18 protein-coding genes are annotated in these 21,792 nt (G+C 67.6%); 13 read left to right on the top strand and 5 right to left on the bottom strand.

The features are described 5' to 3' along the window. Positions 1 to 7: 7 nt before the first annotated feature. From Q0Q02_RS03830 to truB, 4 genes are all read left to right on the top strand, one after another. Positions 8 to 697 (top strand): RNA-binding protein, encoded by a 690-nt coding sequence (locus Q0Q02_RS03830; protein WP_293807042.1) that lies wholly within the window; start codon positions 8 to 10, stop codon positions 695 to 697. Beyond that, entirely contained in the window at positions 694 to 3,516 is a 2,823-nt protein-coding gene (gene infB, locus Q0Q02_RS03835; protein WP_293807044.1) for a translation initiation factor IF-2, read from the top strand. The genes Q0Q02_RS03830 and infB overlap by 4 nt, the downstream gene beginning before the upstream one ends. A 154-nt stretch (positions 3,517 to 3,670) precedes the next feature. Next, on the top strand, positions 3,671 to 4,129 hold the full coding sequence (gene rbfA, locus Q0Q02_RS03840) for a 30S ribosome-binding factor RbfA (protein ID WP_293807046.1): 459 nt from the start codon (positions 3,671 to 3,673) through the stop codon (positions 4,127 to 4,129). Next, complete coding sequence (gene truB, locus Q0Q02_RS03845) at positions 4,119 to 5,066, top strand: tRNA pseudouridine(55) synthase TruB (RefSeq protein WP_293807321.1); 948 nt, start codon at positions 4,119 to 4,121, stop codon at positions 5,064 to 5,066. Before rbfA ends, truB begins: the two co-directional genes overlap by 11 nt. 217 nt (positions 5,067 to 5,283) lie before the next feature. On the opposite strand, the gene hemA is transcribed toward truB, so the two are convergent. The 3 genes from hemA to Q0Q02_RS03860 form a co-directional block, all read right to left on the bottom strand. Beyond that, positions 5,284 to 6,495, bottom strand: a complete 1,212-nt coding sequence (hemA, locus tag Q0Q02_RS03850; RefSeq protein WP_293807048.1) for a 5-aminolevulinate synthase — start codon at positions 6,493 to 6,495, stop codon at positions 5,284 to 5,286. Positions 6,496 to 6,575: 80 nt separating this feature from the next. Further along, complete coding sequence (locus tag Q0Q02_RS03855; RefSeq protein ID WP_293807050.1) at positions 6,576 to 7,826, bottom strand: allantoate amidohydrolase; 1,251 nt, start codon at positions 7,824 to 7,826, stop codon at positions 6,576 to 6,578. A 244-nt stretch (positions 7,827 to 8,070) separates the two neighbouring features. Then, on the bottom strand, positions 8,071 to 8,817 hold the full coding sequence (locus Q0Q02_RS03860) for an SDR family NAD(P)-dependent oxidoreductase (RefSeq protein ID WP_293807052.1): 747 nt from the start codon (positions 8,815 to 8,817) through the stop codon (positions 8,071 to 8,073). Positions 8,818 to 9,228: 411 nt separating this feature from the next. Between Q0Q02_RS03860 and Q0Q02_RS03865 the strand changes: the two genes are divergently transcribed. Then, a complete protein-coding gene (locus tag Q0Q02_RS03865; protein ID WP_293807054.1) occupies positions 9,229 to 10,062 on the top strand; it encodes a WecB/TagA/CpsF family glycosyltransferase in 834 nt (277 codons plus the stop codon). A 45-nt stretch (positions 10,063 to 10,107) separates the two neighbouring features. On the opposite strand, the gene Q0Q02_RS03870 is transcribed toward Q0Q02_RS03865, so the two are convergent. After that, entirely contained in the window at positions 10,108 to 11,217 is a 1,110-nt protein-coding gene (locus tag Q0Q02_RS03870) for an AbrB family transcriptional regulator (protein WP_293807056.1), read from the bottom strand. A gap of 245 nt (positions 11,218 to 11,462) precedes the next feature. Between Q0Q02_RS03870 and Q0Q02_RS03875 the strand changes: the two genes are divergently transcribed. The 5 genes from Q0Q02_RS03875 to Q0Q02_RS03895 all read left to right on the top strand — a co-directional run bounded on the left by Q0Q02_RS03875 (position 11,463) and on the right by Q0Q02_RS03895 (position 17,270). Continuing rightward, on the top strand, positions 11,463 to 12,587 hold the full coding sequence (locus Q0Q02_RS03875; protein ID WP_293807058.1) for a DMT family transporter: 1,125 nt from the start codon (positions 11,463 to 11,465) through the stop codon (positions 12,585 to 12,587). Positions 12,588 to 12,706: 119 nt separating this feature from the next. Then, complete coding sequence (locus tag Q0Q02_RS03880; protein ID WP_293807060.1) at positions 12,707 to 13,750, top strand: GMP reductase; 1,044 nt, start codon at positions 12,707 to 12,709, stop codon at positions 13,748 to 13,750. 97 nt (positions 13,751 to 13,847) lie between these two features. Continuing rightward, a complete protein-coding gene (locus Q0Q02_RS03885; RefSeq protein ID WP_367275013.1) occupies positions 13,848 to 14,879 on the top strand; it encodes an amino acid ABC transporter substrate-binding protein in 1,032 nt (343 codons plus the stop codon). Between the two features lie 187 nt (positions 14,880 to 15,066). Then, on the top strand, positions 15,067 to 16,230 hold the full coding sequence (locus Q0Q02_RS03890; RefSeq protein ID WP_293807062.1) for an ABC transporter permease subunit: 1,164 nt from the start codon (positions 15,067 to 15,069) through the stop codon (positions 16,228 to 16,230). Then, complete coding sequence (locus tag Q0Q02_RS03895; RefSeq protein ID WP_293807064.1) at positions 16,227 to 17,270, top strand: amino acid ABC transporter permease; 1,044 nt, start codon at positions 16,227 to 16,229, stop codon at positions 17,268 to 17,270. The genes Q0Q02_RS03890 and Q0Q02_RS03895 overlap by 4 nt, the downstream gene beginning before the upstream one ends. A 181-nt stretch (positions 17,271 to 17,451) precedes the next feature. Here the strand turns inward: Q0Q02_RS03895 and Q0Q02_RS03900 are convergent, their stop codons facing one another. Next, a complete protein-coding gene (locus Q0Q02_RS03900; RefSeq protein ID WP_293807066.1) occupies positions 17,452 to 18,033 on the bottom strand; it encodes a GcrA family cell cycle regulator in 582 nt (193 codons plus the stop codon). A 544-nt stretch (positions 18,034 to 18,577) separates the two neighbouring features. On the opposite strand from Q0Q02_RS03900, the gene Q0Q02_RS03905 reads away from it, so the two are divergent. From Q0Q02_RS03905 to Q0Q02_RS03915, 3 genes are read left to right on the top strand one after another with little or no spacing between them, the layout of a single operon-like run. Further along, the gene (locus Q0Q02_RS03905) at positions 18,578 to 19,798 is read left to right on the top strand and encodes an aspartate aminotransferase family protein (protein ID WP_293807068.1); all 1,221 of its coding nucleotides are present in this window, start codon (positions 18,578 to 18,580) and stop codon (positions 19,796 to 19,798) included. A 41-nt stretch (positions 19,799 to 19,839) separates the two neighbouring features. After that, positions 19,840 to 20,760 (top strand): ornithine carbamoyltransferase, encoded by a 921-nt coding sequence (gene argF / locus Q0Q02_RS03910; protein WP_293807070.1) that lies wholly within the window; start codon positions 19,840 to 19,842, stop codon positions 20,758 to 20,760. Continuing rightward, positions 20,760 to 21,764: an Hsp33 family molecular chaperone gene (locus Q0Q02_RS03915; protein ID WP_293807071.1), complete on the top strand. Its 1,005-nt coding sequence runs from the start codon at positions 20,760 to 20,762 to the stop codon at positions 21,762 to 21,764. Before argF ends, Q0Q02_RS03915 begins: the two co-directional genes overlap by 1 nt. The last annotated feature ends 28 nt before the right edge of the window (positions 21,765 to 21,792 follow it).

Consider the following 21,792-nt stretch of genomic DNA (forward strand, 5'->3'; position numbering starts at 1 on the left):
CGTCGCGGTGAAGGCGGCTCGGAACGAGGGATCTGAACGGAGCTGCGTCGTGACGCGGACCGTGAAGGCGCCTGAAGATCTGATCCGCTTCGTCGCGGGGCCGGACGGCACTCTGGTGCCCGATCTGCGGCGGAAGTTGCCCGGGCGCGGTGTCTGGGCGAGCCTCAGCCGCAAGACGGTGGCCGAGGCGATCAAGCGCAAGGCCTTCGAGCGCTCGCTCAAGGCGAAGGTCGCGGTTCCCGCCGACCTTCCGGAGATGATCGACGCGCTGATGCTGCGCGATGCGCTGCAGGCCCTGTCGATGGCCAACAAGGCGGGGCTCGTGATCGCGGGCTTCGCCAAGGTCGAGGCTCTGATCGGCTCCGGGCGCTGCGTCGGCGTCATCGCCGCCAGTGACGGTGCCGAAGATGGCAAGCGCAAGATCGGCCAGGCCATCCGGCGGCTCGGCGTGGCGCGCGAAGCCGAAGGGCTCAAGGCCCGCGAACTGCCCGTCGTCGCTATTTTCACGACGGCGGATTTGGAATTGGCGTTGGGGCGGGCACATGTGATACATGCCGCGCTTGCTCCGGGACCGGCGGCCGAGGGTGTGCTCTCCCGCTGGCGTCGGCTCGTCCGGTATCGGACGGACGATACCGCCGCATCCGACCAGAACGACACCGAAGACACGACCGAACCGGCAGGACCGAACGCGGAATGACCGATACCAAGAACCCGGGCGACAAGACTCTTACCGTCAACCCGCCCAAGACCCTGTCGCTGAAGCGGCCTGTCGAGCAGAGCACTGTTCGCCAGAGCTTCTCGCATGGGCGTACGAAGCAGGTCGTCGTCGAGGTCAAGCGCCGCGCCGCCGGGCATGAGGTCAAGGAGCCCGTCGCTCCGCGTGCGCCGCAGGCCCCGGCTCCGCAGGCGACCCCGCCGCGCCCGGCCGCTCCGCAGCCGCCCCAGCGTCCCGCCGGCAGCATGCTGCTGCGCACCCTCTCCGACGAGGAGAAGGACGCCCGCCAGCGCGCCCTTTCGGAAGCCCGCAGCAGCGAGGCCGAAGCCCGCCGCATCGCCGAGGACGAGGCGCGCCAGCGTGCCGCCGTCGCCGAGCGCGAGCGCGAGGAGCGTGAAGCTGCCGCCGCCCGCCAGCGGCAGGAGGAAGAGCGTCGCCGCCAGGAAGACGACCAGAAGCGCCGGGTCGAAATGGCCGCGCGCCAGCGCGACGAGCAGCCGGTCCGCCCGGCTGCCCCGCCGCCGCAGGCTCGCGAGGCCGCGCCTGCGCCCCAGGCTCCGGCGCCGCAGCCCACCCAGTATTACGGCCGCCCGGCTCCGTCCGGCCCGCGCGAGTTCACCTCGCGCCCGCCGATGCGCGACACCGGCGCCCGCCCGCCGCGGCTCGACAGCCGTCCGCCGCGCTCCGATTCTCCGCGCCCGCCGCGGCTCGATACCTCGGCCCCGGCCGAGCCGGCGGTCGCCCGCCCGGCGCGCCAGGCGCCTTCGGCAAACACCACGCGCAATCGCTCGGATGATGTCGACGTCAAGGCCGCCTTCCGTCGCCCCGGCCTGAGCGCCGGCCCCGGTCGTGGCCCGGCTCCCGCCGCGCCCAAGACGCCGAAGACCACGAACGACAAGCCCCGCGGCCGCCTGACGCTCGCCACCGCCACCGGTGGCGACGACGAGCGGACACGCTCGGTCGCCTCGTTCCGCCGGCGCGTGCAGCGCATGACCGGCCATCGCGCGTCGGATGCCCAGAAAGAGCGCGTGATGCGCGAGGTGATCATCCCCGAGACGATCACCATCCAGGAACTCGCGAACCGCATGACGGAGCGCGGCGTCGACGTCATCCGCCTGCTGATGAAGCAGGGCGCGATGCACAAGATCACCGACGTGATCGACGCCGACACCGCCCAGCTCATCGCCGAGGAAATGGGCCACACCGTCAAGCGCGTCGCCGAATCCGACGTCGAGGAAGGCCTGTTCGACACGCCGGACACCGACGAGACCCTGGAGTCGCGGCCGTCGGTCGTGACCATCATGGGCCATGTCGACCACGGCAAGACCTCGCTGCTCGACGCGATCCGCAAGACCAAGGTCGTCACCGGCGAGGCCGGCGGCATCACCCAGCATATCGGCGCCTATCAGGTGACGACGCCGCTGGGCTCGCAGGTGACCTTCATCGACACGCCCGGCCACGCCGCCTTCACGGCGATGCGCGCCCGCGGCGCCAAGGTGACGGATATCGTCGTGCTGGTCGTCGCGGCCGATGACGGCGTCATGCCGCAGACCGCCGAGGCGATCCATCACGCCAAGGCGGCGGGCGTTCCGCTGATCGTCGCGATCAACAAGGTCGACAAGGCTGACGCCAATCCCGACCGTGTCCGCGCCGAATTGCTCCAGTACGAGATCCAGGTCGAGACGCTGGGCGGCGAGACGCTCGAGGTCGAGGTCTCCGCCAAGACCGGCCACAACCTCGACAAGCTGCTCGAGGCGATCTCGCTGCAGGCAGAACTGCTCGACCTCAAGGCCAACCCGCATCGCCCGGCCGAAGGCACCGTCATCGAGGCCAAGCTCGATCGTGGTCGCGGTCCGGTCGCGACCGTCCTTGTCCAGCGCGGCACGCTGCGCACCGGCGATATCGTCGTGGCCGGCGCCGAATGGGGCCGCGTCCGCGCCCTGATCGCCGATACCGGCGCGCAGGTGAAGGAGGCTCCGCCCTCCATGCCGGTCGAGGTTCTCGGCTTCAACGGCACGCCCGAGGCTGGCGACCGCGTCGCGGTGGTCGAGTCGGAAGCGCGTGCCCGCGAGATCACCGATTATCGCGAGCGCCAGCGTCGCGACCGCCTTGCCGCCCGCGGCGCCGCTTCGGGCGCCGGCCGCTCGCTCGCCGAGATGATGCGCGAACTCAAGGAAGGCGCCGGCCGCAAGGAATTCCCGCTCGTCGTCAAGGGCGACGTGCAGGGCTCGGTCGAAGCCATCGTCGGTGCGCTCGAGAAGGTCGGCAACGATGAGGTGCGGGCCCGCGTCCTCTCCTCGGGCGTCGGCGCGATCACCGAGTCGGACGTCACGCTCGCCCAGGCTTCGGGCGCGGTCGTGGTCGGCTTCAACGTCCGTGCGCACAAGGAAGCGCGCGAGGCGGCGGAGCGGGCTGGCGTCGAGATCCGCTACTACAACATCATCTATAACCTCATGGATGACGTGAAGGACGCGATGTCGGGCCTGCTGGCGCCGACCCTGCGCGAGACCATGCTCGGCAACGCGTCGATCCTCGAGATCTTCAACGTCTCGAAGGTCGGCAAGATCGCCGGCTGCCGCGTCACCGACGGCACGATCGAGCGCGGCGCCAATGTCCGCCTGATCCGCGACAACGTCGTGGTTCACGAGGGCAAGCTCGGCCAGCTCAAGCGCTTCAAGGACGACGCCAAGGAAGTCGTGGCCGGCCAGGAATGCGGCATGTCCTTCGAGAACTACCAGGACATGCGCGTCGGCGACGTGATCGAGTGCTATCGCGTCGAGGAGATCAAGCGCAGCCTCTGAGGGCTGCGTTGCCCGAAACAGCGCGTCATGGCCGGGTCTTGGGGCCCGGCCATCTCGTGACGAGAAGAGCGCGTCCAGCGCCTGATCATCCTGAGACGGCGGGCCTGGCCCGCCGGGACGTTTGGTCCGGTCCGATCCCGGAGAAACGAGAACCATGGCAAAACCTGCAAAACCTTCCGGCCCGTCCCAGCGGCAATTGCGCGTCGGCGAACTGATCCGCCATGCGCTGGCCGAGATGCTGGCGCGCGGCGACATCCATGACGACGTGCTCGCGAAGCATGTCGTGACCGTGCCGGAGGTGCGCCTCTCGCCGGATCTCAAGCTCGCGACCTGCTACATCATGCCGCTCGGCGGGTTGGACATCGCCCCGGTGCTCAAGGCTCTCGACGCCAACAAGCGCTATCTGCGCGGCGAGATCGCGCATCGCGTGAACCTGAAATACGCGCCGGATCTCCGCTTCCGCGCTGACGAGAGCTTCGCCGAGGCCGAGCGCATCGATGCGCTGCTCGATACCGAGGCCGTGCGCCGCGACACGCAGGTCCAGCGCCTCAGGATCGACCAGGATCACGAAGACGAAGCCCCTGAAGACGACCGCCGTGACGATGACCGCTGAGAATCCATCCGAAGCCGCCCCGAACCAGGACGCCGCCCCGGCACCGCGCCCGAAGAAGCGCGACGTCCATGGCTGGGTCATCCTCGACAAGCCGATCGGCATGACCTCGACCCATGCGGTCAGCGTCGTGAAGCGCGCCTTCGGCGCCAAGAAGGCCGGCCATGCCGGTACGCTCGACCCGCTGGCTTCCGGCCTGCTGCCGATCGCGCTCGGCGAGGCGACCAAGACCGTCCCCTTCGTCATGGATGGCCGCAAGGCCTATCAGTTCACTGTCGCCTGGGGCACGCAGACCAATACCGACGACACCGAGGGCAGCGTCATCGCGACCTCGGACAAGCGCCCCGACGAGGCGGCGATCGCAGCCCTGTTGCCGCGCTTCACCGGCACGATCCTGCAGACGCCGCCCAAATTCTCGGCGATCAAGATCGCCGGCGAGCGCGCCTATGATCTCGCCCGCGACGGCGAGGAGGTCGAACTCGAGGCACGTCCCGTCGAGATCGACGCGCTCCGCATCGTCAGCCATGACGGCGCCACCACCACCTTCGAGGCCGAATGCGGCAAGGGCACCTATGTTCGCGCCATCGCCCGCGATCTCGGCCTGGAGCTGGGCTGCCTCGGCCATGTCGCGCATCTGCGCCGCACCCGCGTCGGCCCCTTCACGGTCACGGAAGCCGCGAGCGTCGAGACCCTGCGCGAAAGCCCGGAAAGCGCGCTGGCCGCCCTGCAGCCGGTCAAGGCGGCGCTGACGCTGATCCCGGAGATCGTGCTTCATCGCGACGCCGCCGCCCGCCTCAAGCGCGGCCAGAGCGCCCTGTTGCGCGGTGCCGGCGCCCCGATCGAGCTGGAGGCCGCCTACGCCACCTGCGCCGGCACGCTGGTCTCGACAGGCTCGGTCCAGAACGGCGAGTTCATCCCCCACCGCGTCTTCAATCTCTGAGGCAAGGGAACCGCGGCCTGCCCCCTCTCCCCTTGCGGGAGAGGGTTGGGGAGAGGGGTCGCGCACCTCTGAATCGTCTGCGTTTCGCGCTCCGCTTGCGATTGGAGCGTGAGAGACCCCTCATCCGTCTCGGCTTCGCCGAGCCACCTTCTCCCGCAAGGGGAGAAGGGAAAGTCTGCGCTTCGCTCCGCCCGAGAATGACGCCCTTTGGCGCCCCTCAGGCCGCCCGCTTCAGCCCGTCCCGCGCCCAGATCGCGCCGAGCGCTGCCACCAGCCGGTCGATATCGGTGTCGGAGTGGAAGGGCGAGGGCGTGATCCGCAGCCGCTCCGTGCCACGCGGCACGGTCGGGTAGTTGATCGGCTGGACATAGATGTCGAAGCGGGCGAGCAGCTCGTCGCTGATCGCCTTGCAGGCCTTCGCCTCGCCGACCATCACCGGCACGATATGGCTGGGATTGGCGAGATGCGGGATGCCGACTGCATCGAGCTTGGCGCGCAGCGCAGCGACGCGGTCCTGCTGGCGCTCGCGCTCGGCGGAGCTTTCCTTGAGATGCCTGATCGCGGCGATCGCACCCGCCGCCACGGCCGGCGGCAGCGAGCTGGAGAAGATGAAGCCCGACGCAAAGCTGCGGATGAAGTCGCAGAGCGCGGTCGAGCCGGTGATATAGCCGCCGATCACGCCATAGGATTTCGCCAGCGTGCCCTGGATCAGGGTGAGCCGGTCGGTCAACCCCTCGCGCTCCGAAATGCCGCCGCCGCGCGCGCCGTAGAGCCCGACGGCATGGACCTCGTCGATATAGGTCATCGCGCCGAACTCGTCGGCGATGTCGCAGAACTCGCGGACCGGGGCGATGTCGCCATCCATCGAATAGACCGACTCGAAGGCGATCAGCTTCGGTCGGTTCGGATCGAGCGCCGCGAGCTTGCGGCGCAGGTCGGCCGGGTCGTTATGGGCGAAGATGTGCTTCTCGGCGCGCGAATGGCGGATGCCCTCGATCATCGAGGCATGGTTCAACCCGTCCGTGAGCACGATGCAGCCGGGGATGCGCGCGGCCAGGGTCGAGAGCGAGGCCCAGTTCGAGACATAGCCGGAATTGAAGATCAGCGCGGCTTCCTTGCCGTGCAGGTCGGCAAGCTCGCGCTCCAGCAGGACATGGTAGTGGTTGGTGCCGCCGATATTGCGGGTGCCGCCGGCGCCGGCTCCGCTGCCGTCGAGCGCCTCATGCATCGCGGCCAGCACTTTCGGATGCTGGCCCATACCGAGATAGTCGTTCGAGCACCAGACGGTGACCTCACGCGGGCCACCCTCGCCGTGATAGGTCGCGAGCGGGAAGCGGCCGGCCTGGCGCTCCAGATCGGCGAAGACGCGATAGCGGCCTTCGCGGCGCAACCCGTCCAGCTCCTCGCGGAAGAAGTTCTCGAAATCCATTCCAGCCTCCTGCGGCGCGCCTCTCCTAGGCCTTCCGGGCCGTTTGCGGAATGGTGCGCGGTGTCGCGGCTGGAATCGTTCTACTTCGCGTGCTCGGCCAGTTCCAGAATCGTTTCGATGAGGACGCGGATGGCGATGCCGGCATCGGCCTCGGTCATGTTCTCCAGCGGCGAGTGGCTGATGCCTTTCTCGTTGCGCACGAAGAGCATGGCGACGGGCGCGACCTGCGCGATCGCCATCGCGTCATGCCCGGCGCCGGAAGGCAGGCGTCGGCCGGCGAGATTGCTGCCGGCCCGGGCGATGCCGGCGGCGAAGGCGTCCTGTAGCCTCGGCTCCATCGGCACGGCCGCAGCCTTGGCGTAAGGGATGATCTCCAGCCCGACGCCGCGCCGCGCCGCGATCTCGCCGAAGCGGCTGCGGATTTCCGCATCCATGACTGCGAGCGTCTCGTCCTTCGGCGCGCGAAAATCGATGGTGAACTCGGCCGCGCCAGGAACGACATTGGTCGCGCCGGGCTCCGGCCGGAGCACGCCCACCGTGCCGACCGCGAGTTCATGCGCGCCCGCGATCTGCTCCAGTGCCAGCGCCATCTCGGCCGCCGCGGTCAAGGCATCCTTGCGCAGCGCCATCGGTACGGTGCCGGCATGGCCCGCCTCGCCGGTGACGCGCACCTGTGCGCGGCTCTGCGCGTTGATCGCGGTGACGATGCCGACCGGCTCGTTTTCCGCCTCCAGGACAGGGCCCTGCTCGATATGGATTTCGAGATAGGCCTGGATCGAGCCCGGCTTGCGGGCAAGTGCCGCGATCCCCGTCGGATTGCCACCGAAGGCGACGAGGGCATCGCCGAGCTTCACGCCCTCGCTGTCGCGCGCCTCCAGCCAGGCTGGGTCATAGGCGCCGGCCAGCGCCTCCGAGGTCGAGAGATGCGTGGGAAAGCGGACATTCTCCTCATCGCCGAAGCCAATCACCTCCAGCGGGAAGGGCAGGCTGATTCCGGCATCGCGCAGCGCCTGCACTGCCAGGATGCCGGCGACGACGCCGAGATTGCCGTCGAAGCGCCCGCCATCCTTCACCGTATCGATATGCGAGCCGATCAGCACGGCGGGCGCCCCCGGCACGGTGCCTTCGCGCCGGCCCTGCACCGAGCCTGCGGCGTCGATCAAGGCGGTGAGACCCGCGACCTCCATCGCGCCCTTGACCCATTCCGCTGCCTGCTTGTGCGCGGGTGAGAGATAGAGGCGCGTCAGCTTGCCGGGCTCGTCGCTGAAGCGGTTGAGGCCGGCCAGCGCGGCGAAGGCACGGGCGCCGAGGACGGCGGCGGAGGGGAGCATCTGCGTCATACCGTCAAGCTAGAGCAGGGTTTCGAAAACCGCGACCGGCAATTTCGCCAAGCAGCTTCTCCGCCACGGCATCGGTGGGGTCTAGGCAGCGTGCTCTACTCGACCAGAACACGCCGTCATTCCGGACAAGCGGCGAAGCCGCGCCGATCCGGAATCCATCGTAAGGCTCGACGCTTTACGATAGATTCCGGGTCAAGCCCGGAATGACGGCGAGAAGTCGGATAACGCAGCTCTTTTAGTACGTAGCGCGGCCGCCCGAGAGGTCGAATACCCCGGCCGTAGTGAAGCTGTTCTCGGCCGAAGCCAGGAAGGCGACCATCGAGGCGACCTCGTCCGGCAGCAGGAAGCGCCCGCGCGGGATCTTCGCCAGCATGTAGCCGATATGCTCCTCGCTCATCTGGTCGAAGATGCGGGTGCGCGCCGCCGCTGGCGTGATGCAGTTCACCGCGATGTCCTTGTCGGCGAGCTCCTTGCCGAGCGATTTCGTCAGCGCGATCACCGCCGCCTTCGAGGCGGAATAGGCGGAGGCGTTGGGGTTGCCCTCCTTGCCCGCGATCGAGGCGACGAGGACGATGCGGCCGTAATTGCGCCTGACCATGCCGGGGATCACCGAGCGGCAGCAATGCAGCGTGCCGTCGACATTGAGCTTCATGACCCGAGCCCAGTCCTCCAGCGGGTATTCCCAGGTCTTGTGGTTGGGCCCGGCGATGCCGGCGCTGGTGACGAGGATGTCGATGCTGCCATGCTGGGTTTCCAGCGCGTCGCTGGCCTTCTGGACGGCCTCGGCATCGGTCACGTCGACAGCCACGCCGATCGCGCCATGCCCGATTTCGGCTGCGGCCTTCGCGGCCAACGCTGCATCCACGTCCCAGATCGCGACCGTTGCGCCGCTCTGGGCGAAACGCTCGGCGACGGCGCGGCCGATGCCTTGCGCCCCGCCGGTCACGATGGCGACGCGCTTCTTTAAATCGATTTGGTTCATGCCCAGCCCTCCCGAATTTTTGTGCGGGTCACCCTAGCTGCCCGAATTGGCACCGGCCAGAGGGCGCGGCCACTTCGGAAAAATGCGCAGACCAGCCATGCGCGCCGTTAAGGGCGGCTGCAAAAAAACCGAGAAGGACGGTCTCTGCGGCGTGGCGGATCGAGACAGTCGGGGGCGGAGCTTGTGTCGGAGCGGGACGGGTCCGGGAGGGGCGGCGAGCCCGGCGGCAGCTTTTGTGTCTGCTCGGTACAAGGCCTTGTTGCTGCAAGAGGATTGCCATTAACGCGCGCTCGCGGATCGCGAAAATAAGCCGTTCACCTTCCAGCCGGCTTTGCCTTGACCCGAGCCCCGGAACAGCCAAGACAGTCGTGATAGTCGCAATGGGCCGCCTTGCCCCTGATCGAGATTGCCGTGAGCGCAACCGCCTCCCTCACCCTCGCCAGCGAAGCCGGGGGCCGCAAGCTGCAGGGCTATGCCAAGCGCGATATCGGCGGCGTCGGCATCGCCGTGATGGAGCGCGAGGCCGCAATCGCCGAGGTTACCGACACGGTGCTGACGGGCGGCCACATGAAGCTGGCCTTCTGCAACGCCAATCTGGTCAATGTCGCCGCTGGCGATGCCGCGCTTCAACGCAGCCTCTCGGGTTTCCTCGTCCTGGCCGACGGCCTCGGCGTCGATCTCGGCAGCCGGATGCTCTACGGTGGCGCCTTTCCGGCCAATCTCAACGGGACCGATTTCTTCCCGGCGCTTTTCGCCCGCTCGGGGCGGCCGATGCGGGTCGCCTTGCTGGGCGGCCGGCCGGGCATCGCGGATCGGGCTGTCGCGAATCTGGCGCAGCGCTATCCGGCGCATCGTTTCAGCGTGCTCTCGCACGGCTATTTTTCCGCCGACGAGGAAGGCGCGCTCCTCGACAGGCTGAAGGCACAGCGTCCCGATCTGCTGCTGGTGGCGATGGGCAATCCGCTGCAGGAACGCTTCATCGCCGACAAGCTTGGGCCGCAGCACTGCTCGATTGCGGCGGGCGTCGGGGCGTTGTTCGATTTCTTCGCCGACGCGGTGCCGCGTGCGCCTGAGCTTCTGCGCCGGGTGCGGCTCGAATGGCTCTATCGGCTCTGGCTCGAGCCGCGTCGGCTCTGGCGTCGCTATGTGCTCGGAAACCCGGCTTTCCTCCTGCGCATGGCCCGGCAATATGCGGCGGTCGGTCGGCGGCCGGCGGAGCCGGTGAGTTCGCCGAGAGGCTCCTGACCGGCGGGCCTGCCTGGAGCCGTGTCGCTGTCGTGACCGATGCGGCTATTCCGCGGCGGCCTTGCTGCTTCGGCGGCCGATCAGGCCGAAGATCGGCCCGGCCGAGACCATCACCAGGAAGACGCGGATGATGTGGTGGGCCGCGACGAAGGCGACTTCGGTGTGGAGCGCCAGTGCGATCAGGCTCATCTCGGCGAGGCCGCCGGGCGAATAGGCCAGGATCAGTGGGACATGGCCGTGCACCGAGACCAGTGCGACGAGCCAGGCGAAGCCCAGCGTCAGCGCCAGCAGGATCACGGTCGAGCCGACCGAGAGCATGAGCACGCGCAGGATGATGCGCGGCGCGGTGCCGACGAAACGGCAGCCGATCGTCACGCCGAGCACGAGCTGCGCCGCGTTGACGATTTCCGCCGGTGGCACGGCGGCGCTCAGGCCGGCGACATGCACGACCGCGCTGACCAGCATCGGGCCGAGAAGATATTTTGCGGGCATCCGGAGCCAGTGCCCGACGATGACGCCCGCGATGCCGCAGCCGATCAGCCAAAGCTCGGAGCTGACAGGCGTCTGCGCGAAGGACGGGCCGGCGACGCGCCCTCCGCTTAAGCTGACGCCGCCGATCCATTGCACGATGAAGGGCAGCGTCATCACCACGAGCAGGATGCGGGCCGAATGGATCAGCGCGATGATGCGGGCATCGCCGCCCTTCTCCTCGCCGACCGTGACCATCTCGATCAGCCCGCCCGGCATGCCCGAGAAGAAGGCGGTGACGGGATCGAACCCCGCGACGCGGCGGAAATAGCTGACGCAGCACAGTCCGCAGGCGATCATGAACAGCACGAGCCCGGCGAGCGTCGGCAGCCAGTTCGGCAATTGCGCGACGACCTCCGGCTTGAAGGAGGCGCCGAGCATCACGCCGATCACCGCCGTCATCGGCGGGCGGATCACGGCCGGCGCCGCGACCGGCAGGCTGATCAGCGCCGCGAAAGTGCAGAACACCATCGAGCCCAGCATCCAGGGCAGGGGCAATCTGGCCTGCACGAAGAGCCAGCCGCCGAGCCCGCCGAGCGCAAGAGCCAGCGCGAAGCGGCGGTAGGGAAAGCGGTTGGGGGCCAGCTGGCGCAGTCCGCCGACGAAGTCGTCGAGCAGAACCTTCATCGGCCTGTTCCGCCGCGCTGGATCAGCCGGTCGGTCTCCATGGCCCGGAGGCGGGATGAGGCTCGGTCTCGAAGCGTCAAGCGGCAGGGTCCCTTTCCGGTTCCTCCTAGAATCTCGCTATCCCCTTGCACAGCCCGTGCCGGGTATGCCGCCCCTGCGCGTCGCGCGGCCGGGACAACGCGGCCATGTGACTTTGTCGATGGCCGAATTGCCGCATTTCCTCAATGATTTGCGGCAGGGATGAAATGCCGGGCCGGGCATCGGCCGCCGACCATTGGCTGAGGGTGATGAGCGAGGAGCGGCAGTCCGGCCGGCAAGGTCGGCCGGGGTTCGAGGGTGATGCCCCGGCATGGCACGAGCCGGCCGCTTTCGTGCCTCCCGAGCCCGCGCCATCCCGCTCTGTCCTGATCGTCGAGGCCGAGCCGCCCGGTGGCGCGCATTCACGCCGAAGCGGCTGGCTCGAGAGCCGCAGGCAGCGTTTGCGCTACTGGTGGCGCGGTGCGAGTCCGAATCTGCGCGGCTCGGTCTTCATGTTCGCGGCCTTGCTCGTCTATGCGGTGATGGTCGCCGGCATCAAGCATGTCGGGCAAGGCATCCCGTTGGTGCAGATCCTGCTGATCCGGCAGGTGATCATGACCGCGATCCTGCTGCTCTTCGCCGCCGGCAGCCTGCGGCAGGCGCTGCACACCGACCGGCTTGGCCTGCAGGTCTTCCGCAGCGTGGTTACGCTGCTCTCGATGCTCTGCGGCTTTACCGCCGTCGTCAAAATCCCGCTCGCCCAGGCGACCGCGATCGGCTTCAGCCAGGTGCTCTTCGTCACCATCGCGGCTGTCCTCTTCCTCAAGGAGGTTGTCGATATCAGGCGCTGGGTCGCGACGGTGATCGGCTTCGCCGGCGTCCTGATCATGCTGCGGCCGAGTTCGGAGGGGCTGGATATCTACGCGATGCTCGCGGTCGCCGGTGCGATCTGCGGCGCCGCCATCACCGTCAGCGTCCGCAAGCTCGCGGCAAGCGAGCGCACGGACACGATCCTGCTCTACCAGGGCATCGTGCTGATCGTCCTGCTGGCGCTGCCGACCTTTCTCTGGTGGCAGGTGCCGACGCCCGATCAGTGGTTCTGGCTGATCACGCTCAGCCTGTTCGGTACGGCCGGGCAATGGCTGATCACCCGCGCCTATCAGGTCGGCGAGGCGGCGGCGCTGGCCCCGCTCGATTTCAGCCGCCTGCTGCTGGCGAGCTTCACCGGCTTCGTCTTCTTCGCCGAGATTCCCGAGCTCACCACCTGGCTCGGCGCGGCCGTCGTCGTCGGTGCGACGCTCTACACGATCCGCAAGAACGCCCGCACGACTGCGCCGCCCGCGGCAGTCTGATCGCCATCCGGGCCGGGATTGCGCGGTTCCCGTCGCTGGCGCTATGAATCGGCGCACGCCTCTCCCGCGTGCGGCCGCCCGGCTCTGTCCCGCGCGGCACGACATCAAGAGGCCGGATCATGCGCATCGAGAACGACCCGAAGCTCGACTTCCGCGACGTGCTGATTCGTCCGAAGCGCTCGACGCTGGGCAGCCGCGCCGAGGTCGATGTCGAGCGCAGCTTCCGCTTCGCCCATACCGGCAAGGAGTGGACGGGCTTTCCGCTCATCGCCGCCAACATGGACGTGGTCGGCACCATGGCCATGGCCCGCGCGCTCCTGAAGCATGGCGCCATGGTCGCCCTGCACAAGCATTACAGCGCCAAGCAACTGATCGCCTTCTTCCGCGAGCCCGGCTCCGCCAATGCCTTTTATTCGCTGGGCACGACCGATTCCGACCATGACAAGCTGAAGGCCGTCCACGCCCAGTCGCCGATCACCAAGATCTGCCTCGACGTCGCCAACGGCTACACCGAGAAATTCGTCGACACGGTCAAGGCGACGCGCGCGGCCTTCCCCGATGCGGCGATCATGGCCGGCAATGTCGTCACCGGCGACATGACCGAGGCGCTGATCCTCGCCGGGGCCGATATCGTCAAGGTCGGCATCGGGCCGGGCTCGGTCTGCACTACCCGCAAGATGACCGGCGTCGGCTACCCCCAGCTCTCGGCGATCATCGAATGTTCGGACGCGGCCCATGGTCTGAAGGGCCTGGTCTGCGGCGATGGCGGCCTGACCGTGCCGGGCGACGTCGCCAAGGCCTTCGGCGGTGGCTCGGACTTCGTGATGATGGGCGGAATGCTCGCCGGCCATGACGAATGCGAGGGCGAGATCCGCTATGAGGAGCGCGACGGCGAGAAGGTGCCGGTGGCGATGACCTTCTACGGCATGTCCTCGGACACGGCGATGAACAAGTATTCCGGCGGCGTCGCCAAGTACCGGGCGTCCGAGGGCAAGACCGTCGAGGTGCCCTATCGCGGCCCGGTCGAGGGCACGATGCAGGAACTGATGGGCGGCGTGCGCTCGGCCATGACCTATATCGGCGCGGTCCGCCTGAAGGAGATGTCGAAGCGCACCACCTTCATCATGGTCGGCAGCCAGCTCAACACCATCTTCGGCAATTGACGCGGATTGGCATTTCCGCCGCTACCGCTTTCCTTGCGCCTGTTGCATAGTCGCCCTGCAACATAGAGAGCCGCCCGACGGCTTCGGGGAGACGGATATGACGATCAGGATCTTGGGTGCGGCGGCCCTGCTCGCCGCGGGAGCTTCGATGGCGCAGGCGCAGCAGCTCGCGCCGAGCCCGACGCTGGACGCCATCAAGGCGCGCGGCAATCTCGAATGCGGCGTGCATCTCGGCCTGCCCGGCTTCTCCTTCGCCAATGACAAGGGCGAGTGGAGCGGGCTCGACGTCGATTACTGCAAGGCGCTCGCCGCCGCCGTCCTCGGCGATGCCAACAAGGTGAAGTACACGCCGACCTCGGTGCAGCAGCGCTGGCCGATCCTGCAATCGGGCCAGGTCGACGTGCTCTCGCGCAACTCGACCATCACCTTCTCGCGCAACGCGACGCTCGGCCTGAATTTCCAGGGTATCAATTTCTACGAGGGCCAGACCTTCATCGTCCGCAAGTCGGCGGGCGTGAAGGAGGCTGCCGGCCTCGACGGCGCCTCGGTCTGCGTCGCCGCCGGCTCGACCGAGGAGAAGAACGCCGCCGACTGGTTCCGCGAGCGCAACCTCAAGACCACCATCACCAATTTCCAGAAGAACGACGACGCCATCGCCGCCTATGATGCCGGCCGCTGCGACGCCTATACCGCCGGTGTCGGCGCGCTTGCCGGCCAGCGCGCCAAACTCAAGAACCCGGAAGAGCACGTCATCCTAACCCAGCCGATCTCGAACGATCCGCAGGGCCCGGTAACGCGCTGGGGCGACGAGCGCTGGCAGCTGATCGTGCGCTGGGTGCTGAACGGCACGATCGCGGCGGAGATGCTCGGCGTCACCTCCAAGAATGTCGACGAGATGAAGGCGAATTCGAAGAACACCGAAGTGCGCCGCCTGCTCGGTGCCGAGGGCGGTTTCGGCGCGATGATGGGGCTCTCGAACGACTGGATGTACAATGCCATCAAGCAGGTCGGGAATTACGGCGAAAGCTATGAGCGCACCGTCGGCATGGGCTCCCCGCTGAAGCTGGAACGCGGCCAGAACCAGCTCTGGACCAAGGGCGGCCTGCTCTTCACTCCGCCCTTCCAGTGAGAGCGGGGCTCTCGGACGTCTTTGCTCGACAATGAAGCGCAGCCGTCATTCCGGACAAGCCGCGTAGCGGCGCCGATCCGGAATCCATCGTAGAGCACCGTGCCCTGCGATGGATTCCGGGTCTCCGCTTCGCTTCGCCCGGAATGACGGCTGGCTTTCCTCCCAGCCTCTTGCCGGAGGACTGCCTTTGGCCCAGGTTCTATCCTTCATCAACGACAAGCGCGTCCGGGACTGGTTCTACCAGATCGCCCTGATCCTGCTGCTCGTCGGCCTCACCGTGTTCTTCGTGCGAAATGCCTCGGAGAACATGGTCAAGGCCGGCATCGCCTCGGGTTTCGACTTCCTCTGGCGCACCTCGGGCATCGAGGTGCCTTTCGTGCTGACCGGCTACACCCAGTCTGACGACATCCTCGCCCTGTTCTGGGTCGGCGTCGCCAACACCATGCTGGTGACCGTGATCGCCATCGTGCTGGCGACCCTGCTCGGCTTCGCCATCGGCATCGCGCGGCTGTCCTCGCACTGGCTGCTCTCGACGATCGCCGGCGCCTATATCGAGTTCGTCCGCAACATCCCGCTCCTGTTCTTCGTGCTGTTCTGGTATTTCGGCGTCATCGCCGCCCTGCCGCAGCCGCGCCAGAGCATCGGCCTGTTCGGCGTCGCCTTCCTCAACAACCGCGGTATCACCATTCCGCTGCCGGACGCGCCCGGCAATTTCCGCTGGGCGGCGCTGGCGATCCTCGTTTCCTGGCTCGGCTACTGGCTGGCCAGCGCTTGGGCGCGCCGCCGCAAGGACCGCACCGGGCAGGATGCGCCGCTGCTCGCCATCGGCATCGGCCTGATCCTGGTCGTCCCGGCGCTCGCCATCGCCTGGGCCAGCCTCGCCACGCGCTGGGACATCCCCGTGCTACGCGGCTTCAACTATCGCGGCGGCTTCGTCGTCATTCCCGAATTCGTCGCGCTGCTCGCGGCGCTCGTCACCTATACGGCCGGCTTCATCGCGGAGATCGTGCGCGGCGGCATCGAATCCGTGGCGAAGGGCCAGAGCGAGGCCGCCTCGGCGCTGGGCCTCCGGCCCGGCCGCATCCTCAGCCTCGTCGTTATCCCGCAGGCCTTGCGCGTGATGACCCCGCCGCTGACGAACCAGTATCTCAACGTGCTCAAGAACTCGTCTTTCGGCGCTGCGATCGCCTATCCCGACGTGGTCAGCCTGTTCATGGGCTCGGCGCTCAACAATACCGGCCAGGCGATCGAGATCATCGCCATGACGCTCGCGGTCTATCTCGTCATCGGCCTCGCGGTCTCGGCCCTGATGAATTGGTACAACGCCCGCATCGCCCTGGTGACGCGATGACCCGCACCTCCTCCCTCTCGATCTGGCGCGAGCGCCTGTTCGGCACGCCCTTCACCGGCTTCGTCTCGGTGGTGCTGTTTGTGCTGATCTCCTGGATCGCCATCCCGCTGATCCGCTGGGCCGTGATCGACGCGACCTGGGTCGGCTCGACGCGGGCCGATTGCGCCCCCGGCGGCGCCTGCTGGGTCTTTATCCGGGCCCGCTTCGGCCAGTTCATGTACGGGCTCTACCCCGTCGACCAGCGCTGGCGGGTCGATATCGCCGGGATTCTCGCCGTGCTCGGCGTCCTGGCGGTCGTCTTCGCCCCGCAGCGCTTCCGGCTGAAGCTCGGCCTCGCGATGCTGGTCATCCTGCCGCCGCTCGGCATCTGGCTGCTCTCGGGCGGTCTCGGCCTGTCCTATGTCGAGACGCGCGAATGGGGCGGGCTGATGCTCACCCTGTTCATCTCGGTCTATTCGAGCCTGATCGCGATCCCGCTCGGCATCCTCTTCGCGCTCGGGCGGCAGTCGGAACTCCGGATCATCCGCCTGATCAGCGTCATCTTCATCGAGTTCTGGCGCGGCGTGCCGATCATCGCGGTGATCTTCCTGGCCTCGCTCCTGCTGCCATTGATCCTGCCCGGCGGCATCGGCATCGACCGGTTGGCGCGCGCCGTGATCGGGCTCGGCTTCGTCATCGCCGCCTATATGGCGGAAGCGGTGCGCGGCGGCCTGCAGGCCCTGCCCAAGGGCCAGCGCGAGGCGGCGACGGCGTTGGGCCTGAACTACTGGAAGGCGACGGGCCTGATCGTCCTGCCGCAGGCCTTGCGCATCTCGCTGCCGGCGATGACCAACGAGTTTATCGCGCTGATCAAGAACACCACGCTGGTGCTGGTCGTCTCGATCCTCGATCTGCTCGGCATCGCCCAGGCCTCGCTCGCCGATCCCAACTGGGTCGGTATGAACATGGAGGCCTATGCCTTCTCGGGCGCGATCTACTGGCTGATCTGCTTCGCGCTGTCGCGCTGGAGCCGCTCGCTGGAGAAGAAGCGGAGGCTATGAGGTTGCCGTCATTCTCGGGCGAAGCGCAGCGCAGACCCGACAATCTCTTTCAGGAGGAAGCTCTGGCGCCTCCTTGTCATGAGATGCTCGGGTCAAGCCCGAGCATGACGCGCCCTTCGACCGTCCAACAAAAAAACCGGCCTTTCGGCCGGTTTTCTTTATTCGGTGCCGTGAAGCCTGATCAGGCCCGGACCTTGCTCCGGTCGCGCCGACGGTCGGCGGCGGGCTGGTAGGCGATGCGGGCGTGGTGGCTGCAATAGGGCAGGCCGGTCTGCGAGCGGGCGCCGCAGAAGCGAAATTCCGGGGTCGTCGGATCGCCCATCGGCCAGCGGCACATATACTCGCGCAGGTCCATGATGGTGACGCGCTCGGAGAACGGGATCACCACGTCGTCGGAGGGCAGCGGCGCAGCCTCGACCTCGATCTCCGCCTCGGGGGCGAAAACGGGCGCCAGCGCATGGGCGCCGCGCGTCGGGGCGGGCGCAGCCATCGGATGGCTCGGCGAGCGGGCCGGGGCGGGCGCAGCCATCGGATGGCTCGGCGAGCGGGCCGGGGCCTTGCGCGGGGCGTTGTTGCGCGGCGCGGCGGGCTGTGCCGCGCTCTTGGCCCGGCCCGACAGGCCGAGACGGTGGACCTTGCCGATCACCGCGTTGCGCGTGACGTTCCCCAGCTCGGCGGCGATCTGGCTGGCGCTCAGCCCGTCGCTCCAGAGCTTCTTGAGCTGCTCGACGCGCTCTTCCGTCCATGCTCCGGCTTCGTTCATCCGCATCACCTGTCTTGTCCGGCCGGCTCCTCGCGGGACCTGCCTTTAAGGGCGCTTCGTGACGGAATCCGGGACCGGCGGCTCTGCCGCAGGGGCAAGGCCGTTGCTGTCGCAACAGACGGTACAGGAGGCGCCGCACGAAATGTCGTATCTGACGAAGCCGACCATACAAGCTGCGGTGACTCGCGAACAAGAGTCGGCGAATCCGAATTGGGCTTTTCCCCAGACGATTCGCGATTGAGCGGTCAAGCGAATCCTTTCGGCAACACTGTTCCAGCGGCATTGAATTGACAGTCGCAGCCGCCTTAAGCATATTTATCCACAAGGTGACGCCGCCCCGCTCGGGCGGCGCTTATGTTTGGCGGATCAAGGTTCCGACGATGCGGATGACGGCGCGACGAGAGATCAGGAGCTGGGTGCGACGATAACGTCGCCGCCGGGTCTTATCGTGGCTGCATGCCTGCAGCATCCATCCCGGATCGTCGTTCTCCGTTCAGCGCCAATCCGTTTCTCACCCCGTCCCCTTCGCGAGGATCTTCGTCTCATGGCTCCCGCCCCTGTTTCCCCCAGCCAGTCCGTGCTCGTGCCGACCTATGCCCGTGCCCCAGTCGCGTTCGAGCGCGGGGAAGGCCCCTGGGCGATCACGGCCGACGGCACGCGCTATCTCGATTTCGGCGCCGGCATCGCGGTCAACGCGCTCGGCCACGCCCATCCGCATCTCGTCAAGACGCTGACCGAGCAGGCCGGCAAGATCTGGCATACCTCGAACCTCTATGGCGCGCCGGATGGCGAGCGGCTGGCCCGCCGCCTCTGCGAGGCGACCTTCGCCGAGCGCGTTTTCTTCACCAATTCCGGCGCCGAGGCGAACGAGTGCGCCATCAAGATGGCGCGGAAATATCATGCCGCGAAGGGCCATCCCGAGCGCTACCGCATCATCACTTTCGAGGGGGCCTTCCATGGCCGGACCCTGGCGACCATCGCCGCCGGCGGCCAGCAGAAGTACATCGACGGCTTCGGCCCCAAGGTCGAAGGCTTCGACCAGGTGCCCTTCGACGACGAGAAGGCGCTGCGCGCCGCGATCACGCCGGAAACCGCCGCGCTGATGATCGAGCCGATCCAGGGTGAGGGCGGCCTGCGCTCCGTGCCGGCCCGCTTCCTCAAGCTGCTGCGCGAGCTCAGCGACGAGCAGGGCCTGATGCTGATCTTCGACGAGATCCAGACCGGCGTCGGCCGCACCGGCAAGTTCTTCGCCCATGAGATGTACGGCGTCACGCCCGACATCATGTCGATCGCCAAGGGCATCGGCGGCGGCTTCCCGATGGGCGCCTGCCTCGCGACCGAAGAGGCCGCTTCCGGCATGACGCTCGGCACACATGGCACCACCTTCGGGGGTAATCCGCTCGCCATGGCGGTCGGCAATGCCGTGCTCGACGTGGTGCTGGCGCCCGGCTTCATCGAGCGCGTCGGTCAGATCGCACTCAGGCTCAAGCAGTCTCTGGCCGAGCTCAAGGACAAACATCCCGAGGTGATCGCCGAGATCCGCGGCGAGGGCCTGATGCTCGGCCTCAAGCTGCACACGCTGAACACCGACTTCGTCAACGAGGCCCGCGCCCACGGCCTGCTCGTCGTCGGCGCCGGCGACAATGTCGTGCGCCTGCTGCCGCCGCTGATCATCACCGAGGCCGATGTCGCGGAAGCGGTGTCGCGTCTCGACAAGACGGCGGGCGCGATCGAAGCCGCGCTGAAGCGGCCGGCCGCCGAATAAGTTCACCCCAGACCCACACCAGCGAAGCGAAGGAAGCGCCCGTGACGCGCCATTTCCTCGATCTCTCCGATTTCTCCGGCAGCGAGCTGCGCGCGATCCTGCGCACGGGCGAGGAGATCAAGTCGCGACGCCGTACCCCCGCCGCCGCCGGAGACCGCCTGCTCGAGGGCAAGGTCGTCGCCACCATCTTCGAGCAGCCGAGCCTGCGCACCCGCGTCTCCTTCGATGTCGGCATCCGCGAACTCGGGGGATCGCCGATGATGGTTGCCGGCCATGAGATCGAGCTCGGCGAGCGCGAGACCATCGCGGACACCGCCCGCGTGCTCTCGCGCTATGTCGACGCGATCATGATCCGCATCCTGGATCACGACTCGCTGGTCGAGATGGCGAAATACGCCACCGTCCCGGTGATCAACGGCCTGACCAAGCGCCAGCATCCCTGCCAGGTCATGGCCGATGTCATGACCTTCGAGCAGCGCAAGGGCGCGATCGAAGGCAAGCGTATCGCCTGGACCGGCGACACCAACAACGTGCTGACCTCCTGGGTCCACGCCGCCGGCCGGCTCGACTTCGAGCTTGCCGTCGCGACGCCCGAGGAGCTGGCGCCGCCGCCGGCCCTGATCGCCTGGGCCAAGAAGCAAGGCGCCAGGATCAAGCTGACCAACCGACCTGAGGAGGCGGTCGAGGGCGCCGACTGCGTCATCACCGATTGCTGGGTCTCGATGGGCGATGAGGAAGGCACCCGCCACAACCTGCTGCGGCCCTATCAGGTCGACGACCGGTTGATGCAGCGCGCCGAGAAGGACGCGATCTTCATGCATTGCCTGCCGGCCTCGCGCGGCGAGGAGGTCACGGACGCGATCATGGACGGCCCGCAATCGGCCGTCTTCGACGAGGCCGAGAACCGCCTTCACGCGCAGAAGGGCATTCTCGCCTGGTGCTTCGGCGGAGTGGCGGCCTGATGGCCGTGGACGACAGCATGAGCGCCGCCGGGCTCGACGATCGGGTCATTCCCTTCGCCGTGCCCGATCTCGACGTGCGCGGCCGCGTCGTGCGGCTGGGCGCCTCGATCGACACGATCCTCGAGCGTCATGACTATCCCGAGCCCGTCTCGCGCGTGCTCGGCGAGGCTGCGGCGCTCACCGTCCTGCTCGGCACGGCCTTGAAATTCGAGGGCCGCTTCCAGCTCCAGACCAAGAGCGACGGCGCGATCACGATGATGGTGGTCGATTTCAATGCGCCCGATAATTTCCGCGCCGTTGCCCATATCGACGAGGCCAAGCTGGTCGAGGCGATTGCGCTCGACAAGGTCTCGACCGGGGAGTTGCTCGGCGACGGCCATCTCGCCATGACCGTCGACCAGGGCTCGGCCACGACGCGCTACCAGGGCATCGTCGCGCTGAAGGGCCAGAGCCTCGAAGAGGCCGCGCATCAGTATTTCCGCCAGTCCGAGCAGATCCCGACGCGGGTTCGCCTCGGCGTCGGCACGGTCACCACGGGCGGGCGCCCGCATTGGCGCGCCGGCGGCATCCTCGTGCAGTTCATGCCGCATTCGCCGGACCGCCTGCGCGCGGCCGACATGCATCCTGGCGACGCGCCCGAGGGCCACGAGATTCTCGCCAATGCCGATCCTGACGGTATCGCCGACGATGCCTGGATGGAGGCGCGCTCGCTGGTCGAGACGGTCGAGGACCACGAACTGCTCGACCCGACGCTGGAAAGCGAGCGGCTGCTCTATCGCCTGTTCCACGAGCGTGGCGCCCGCGTCTTCGAGCCGGTCACCGTGCATGAGGCCTGCCGTTGCTCGCGCGAGCGCGTGCTCTCGATGCTGCGCGGCTTCGCGCCGGAAGATCGCAAGGCGATGATCGCCGATGACGGCAGGCTCGGCGTCACCTGCGAGTTCTGCTCGCGGCGCTATTCCTTCGACCCGGTCGAGGTCGAAGAGGGGCAGGCAGCTGGGCAGTAGGTTCTCTGCCCATTTATCTCTCTCTCTC

Source organism: uncultured Allobosea sp. (assembly GCF_945956895.1).
In the GTDB taxonomy this organism is placed as follows: domain Bacteria; phylum Pseudomonadota; class Alphaproteobacteria; order Rhizobiales; family Beijerinckiaceae; genus Allobosea.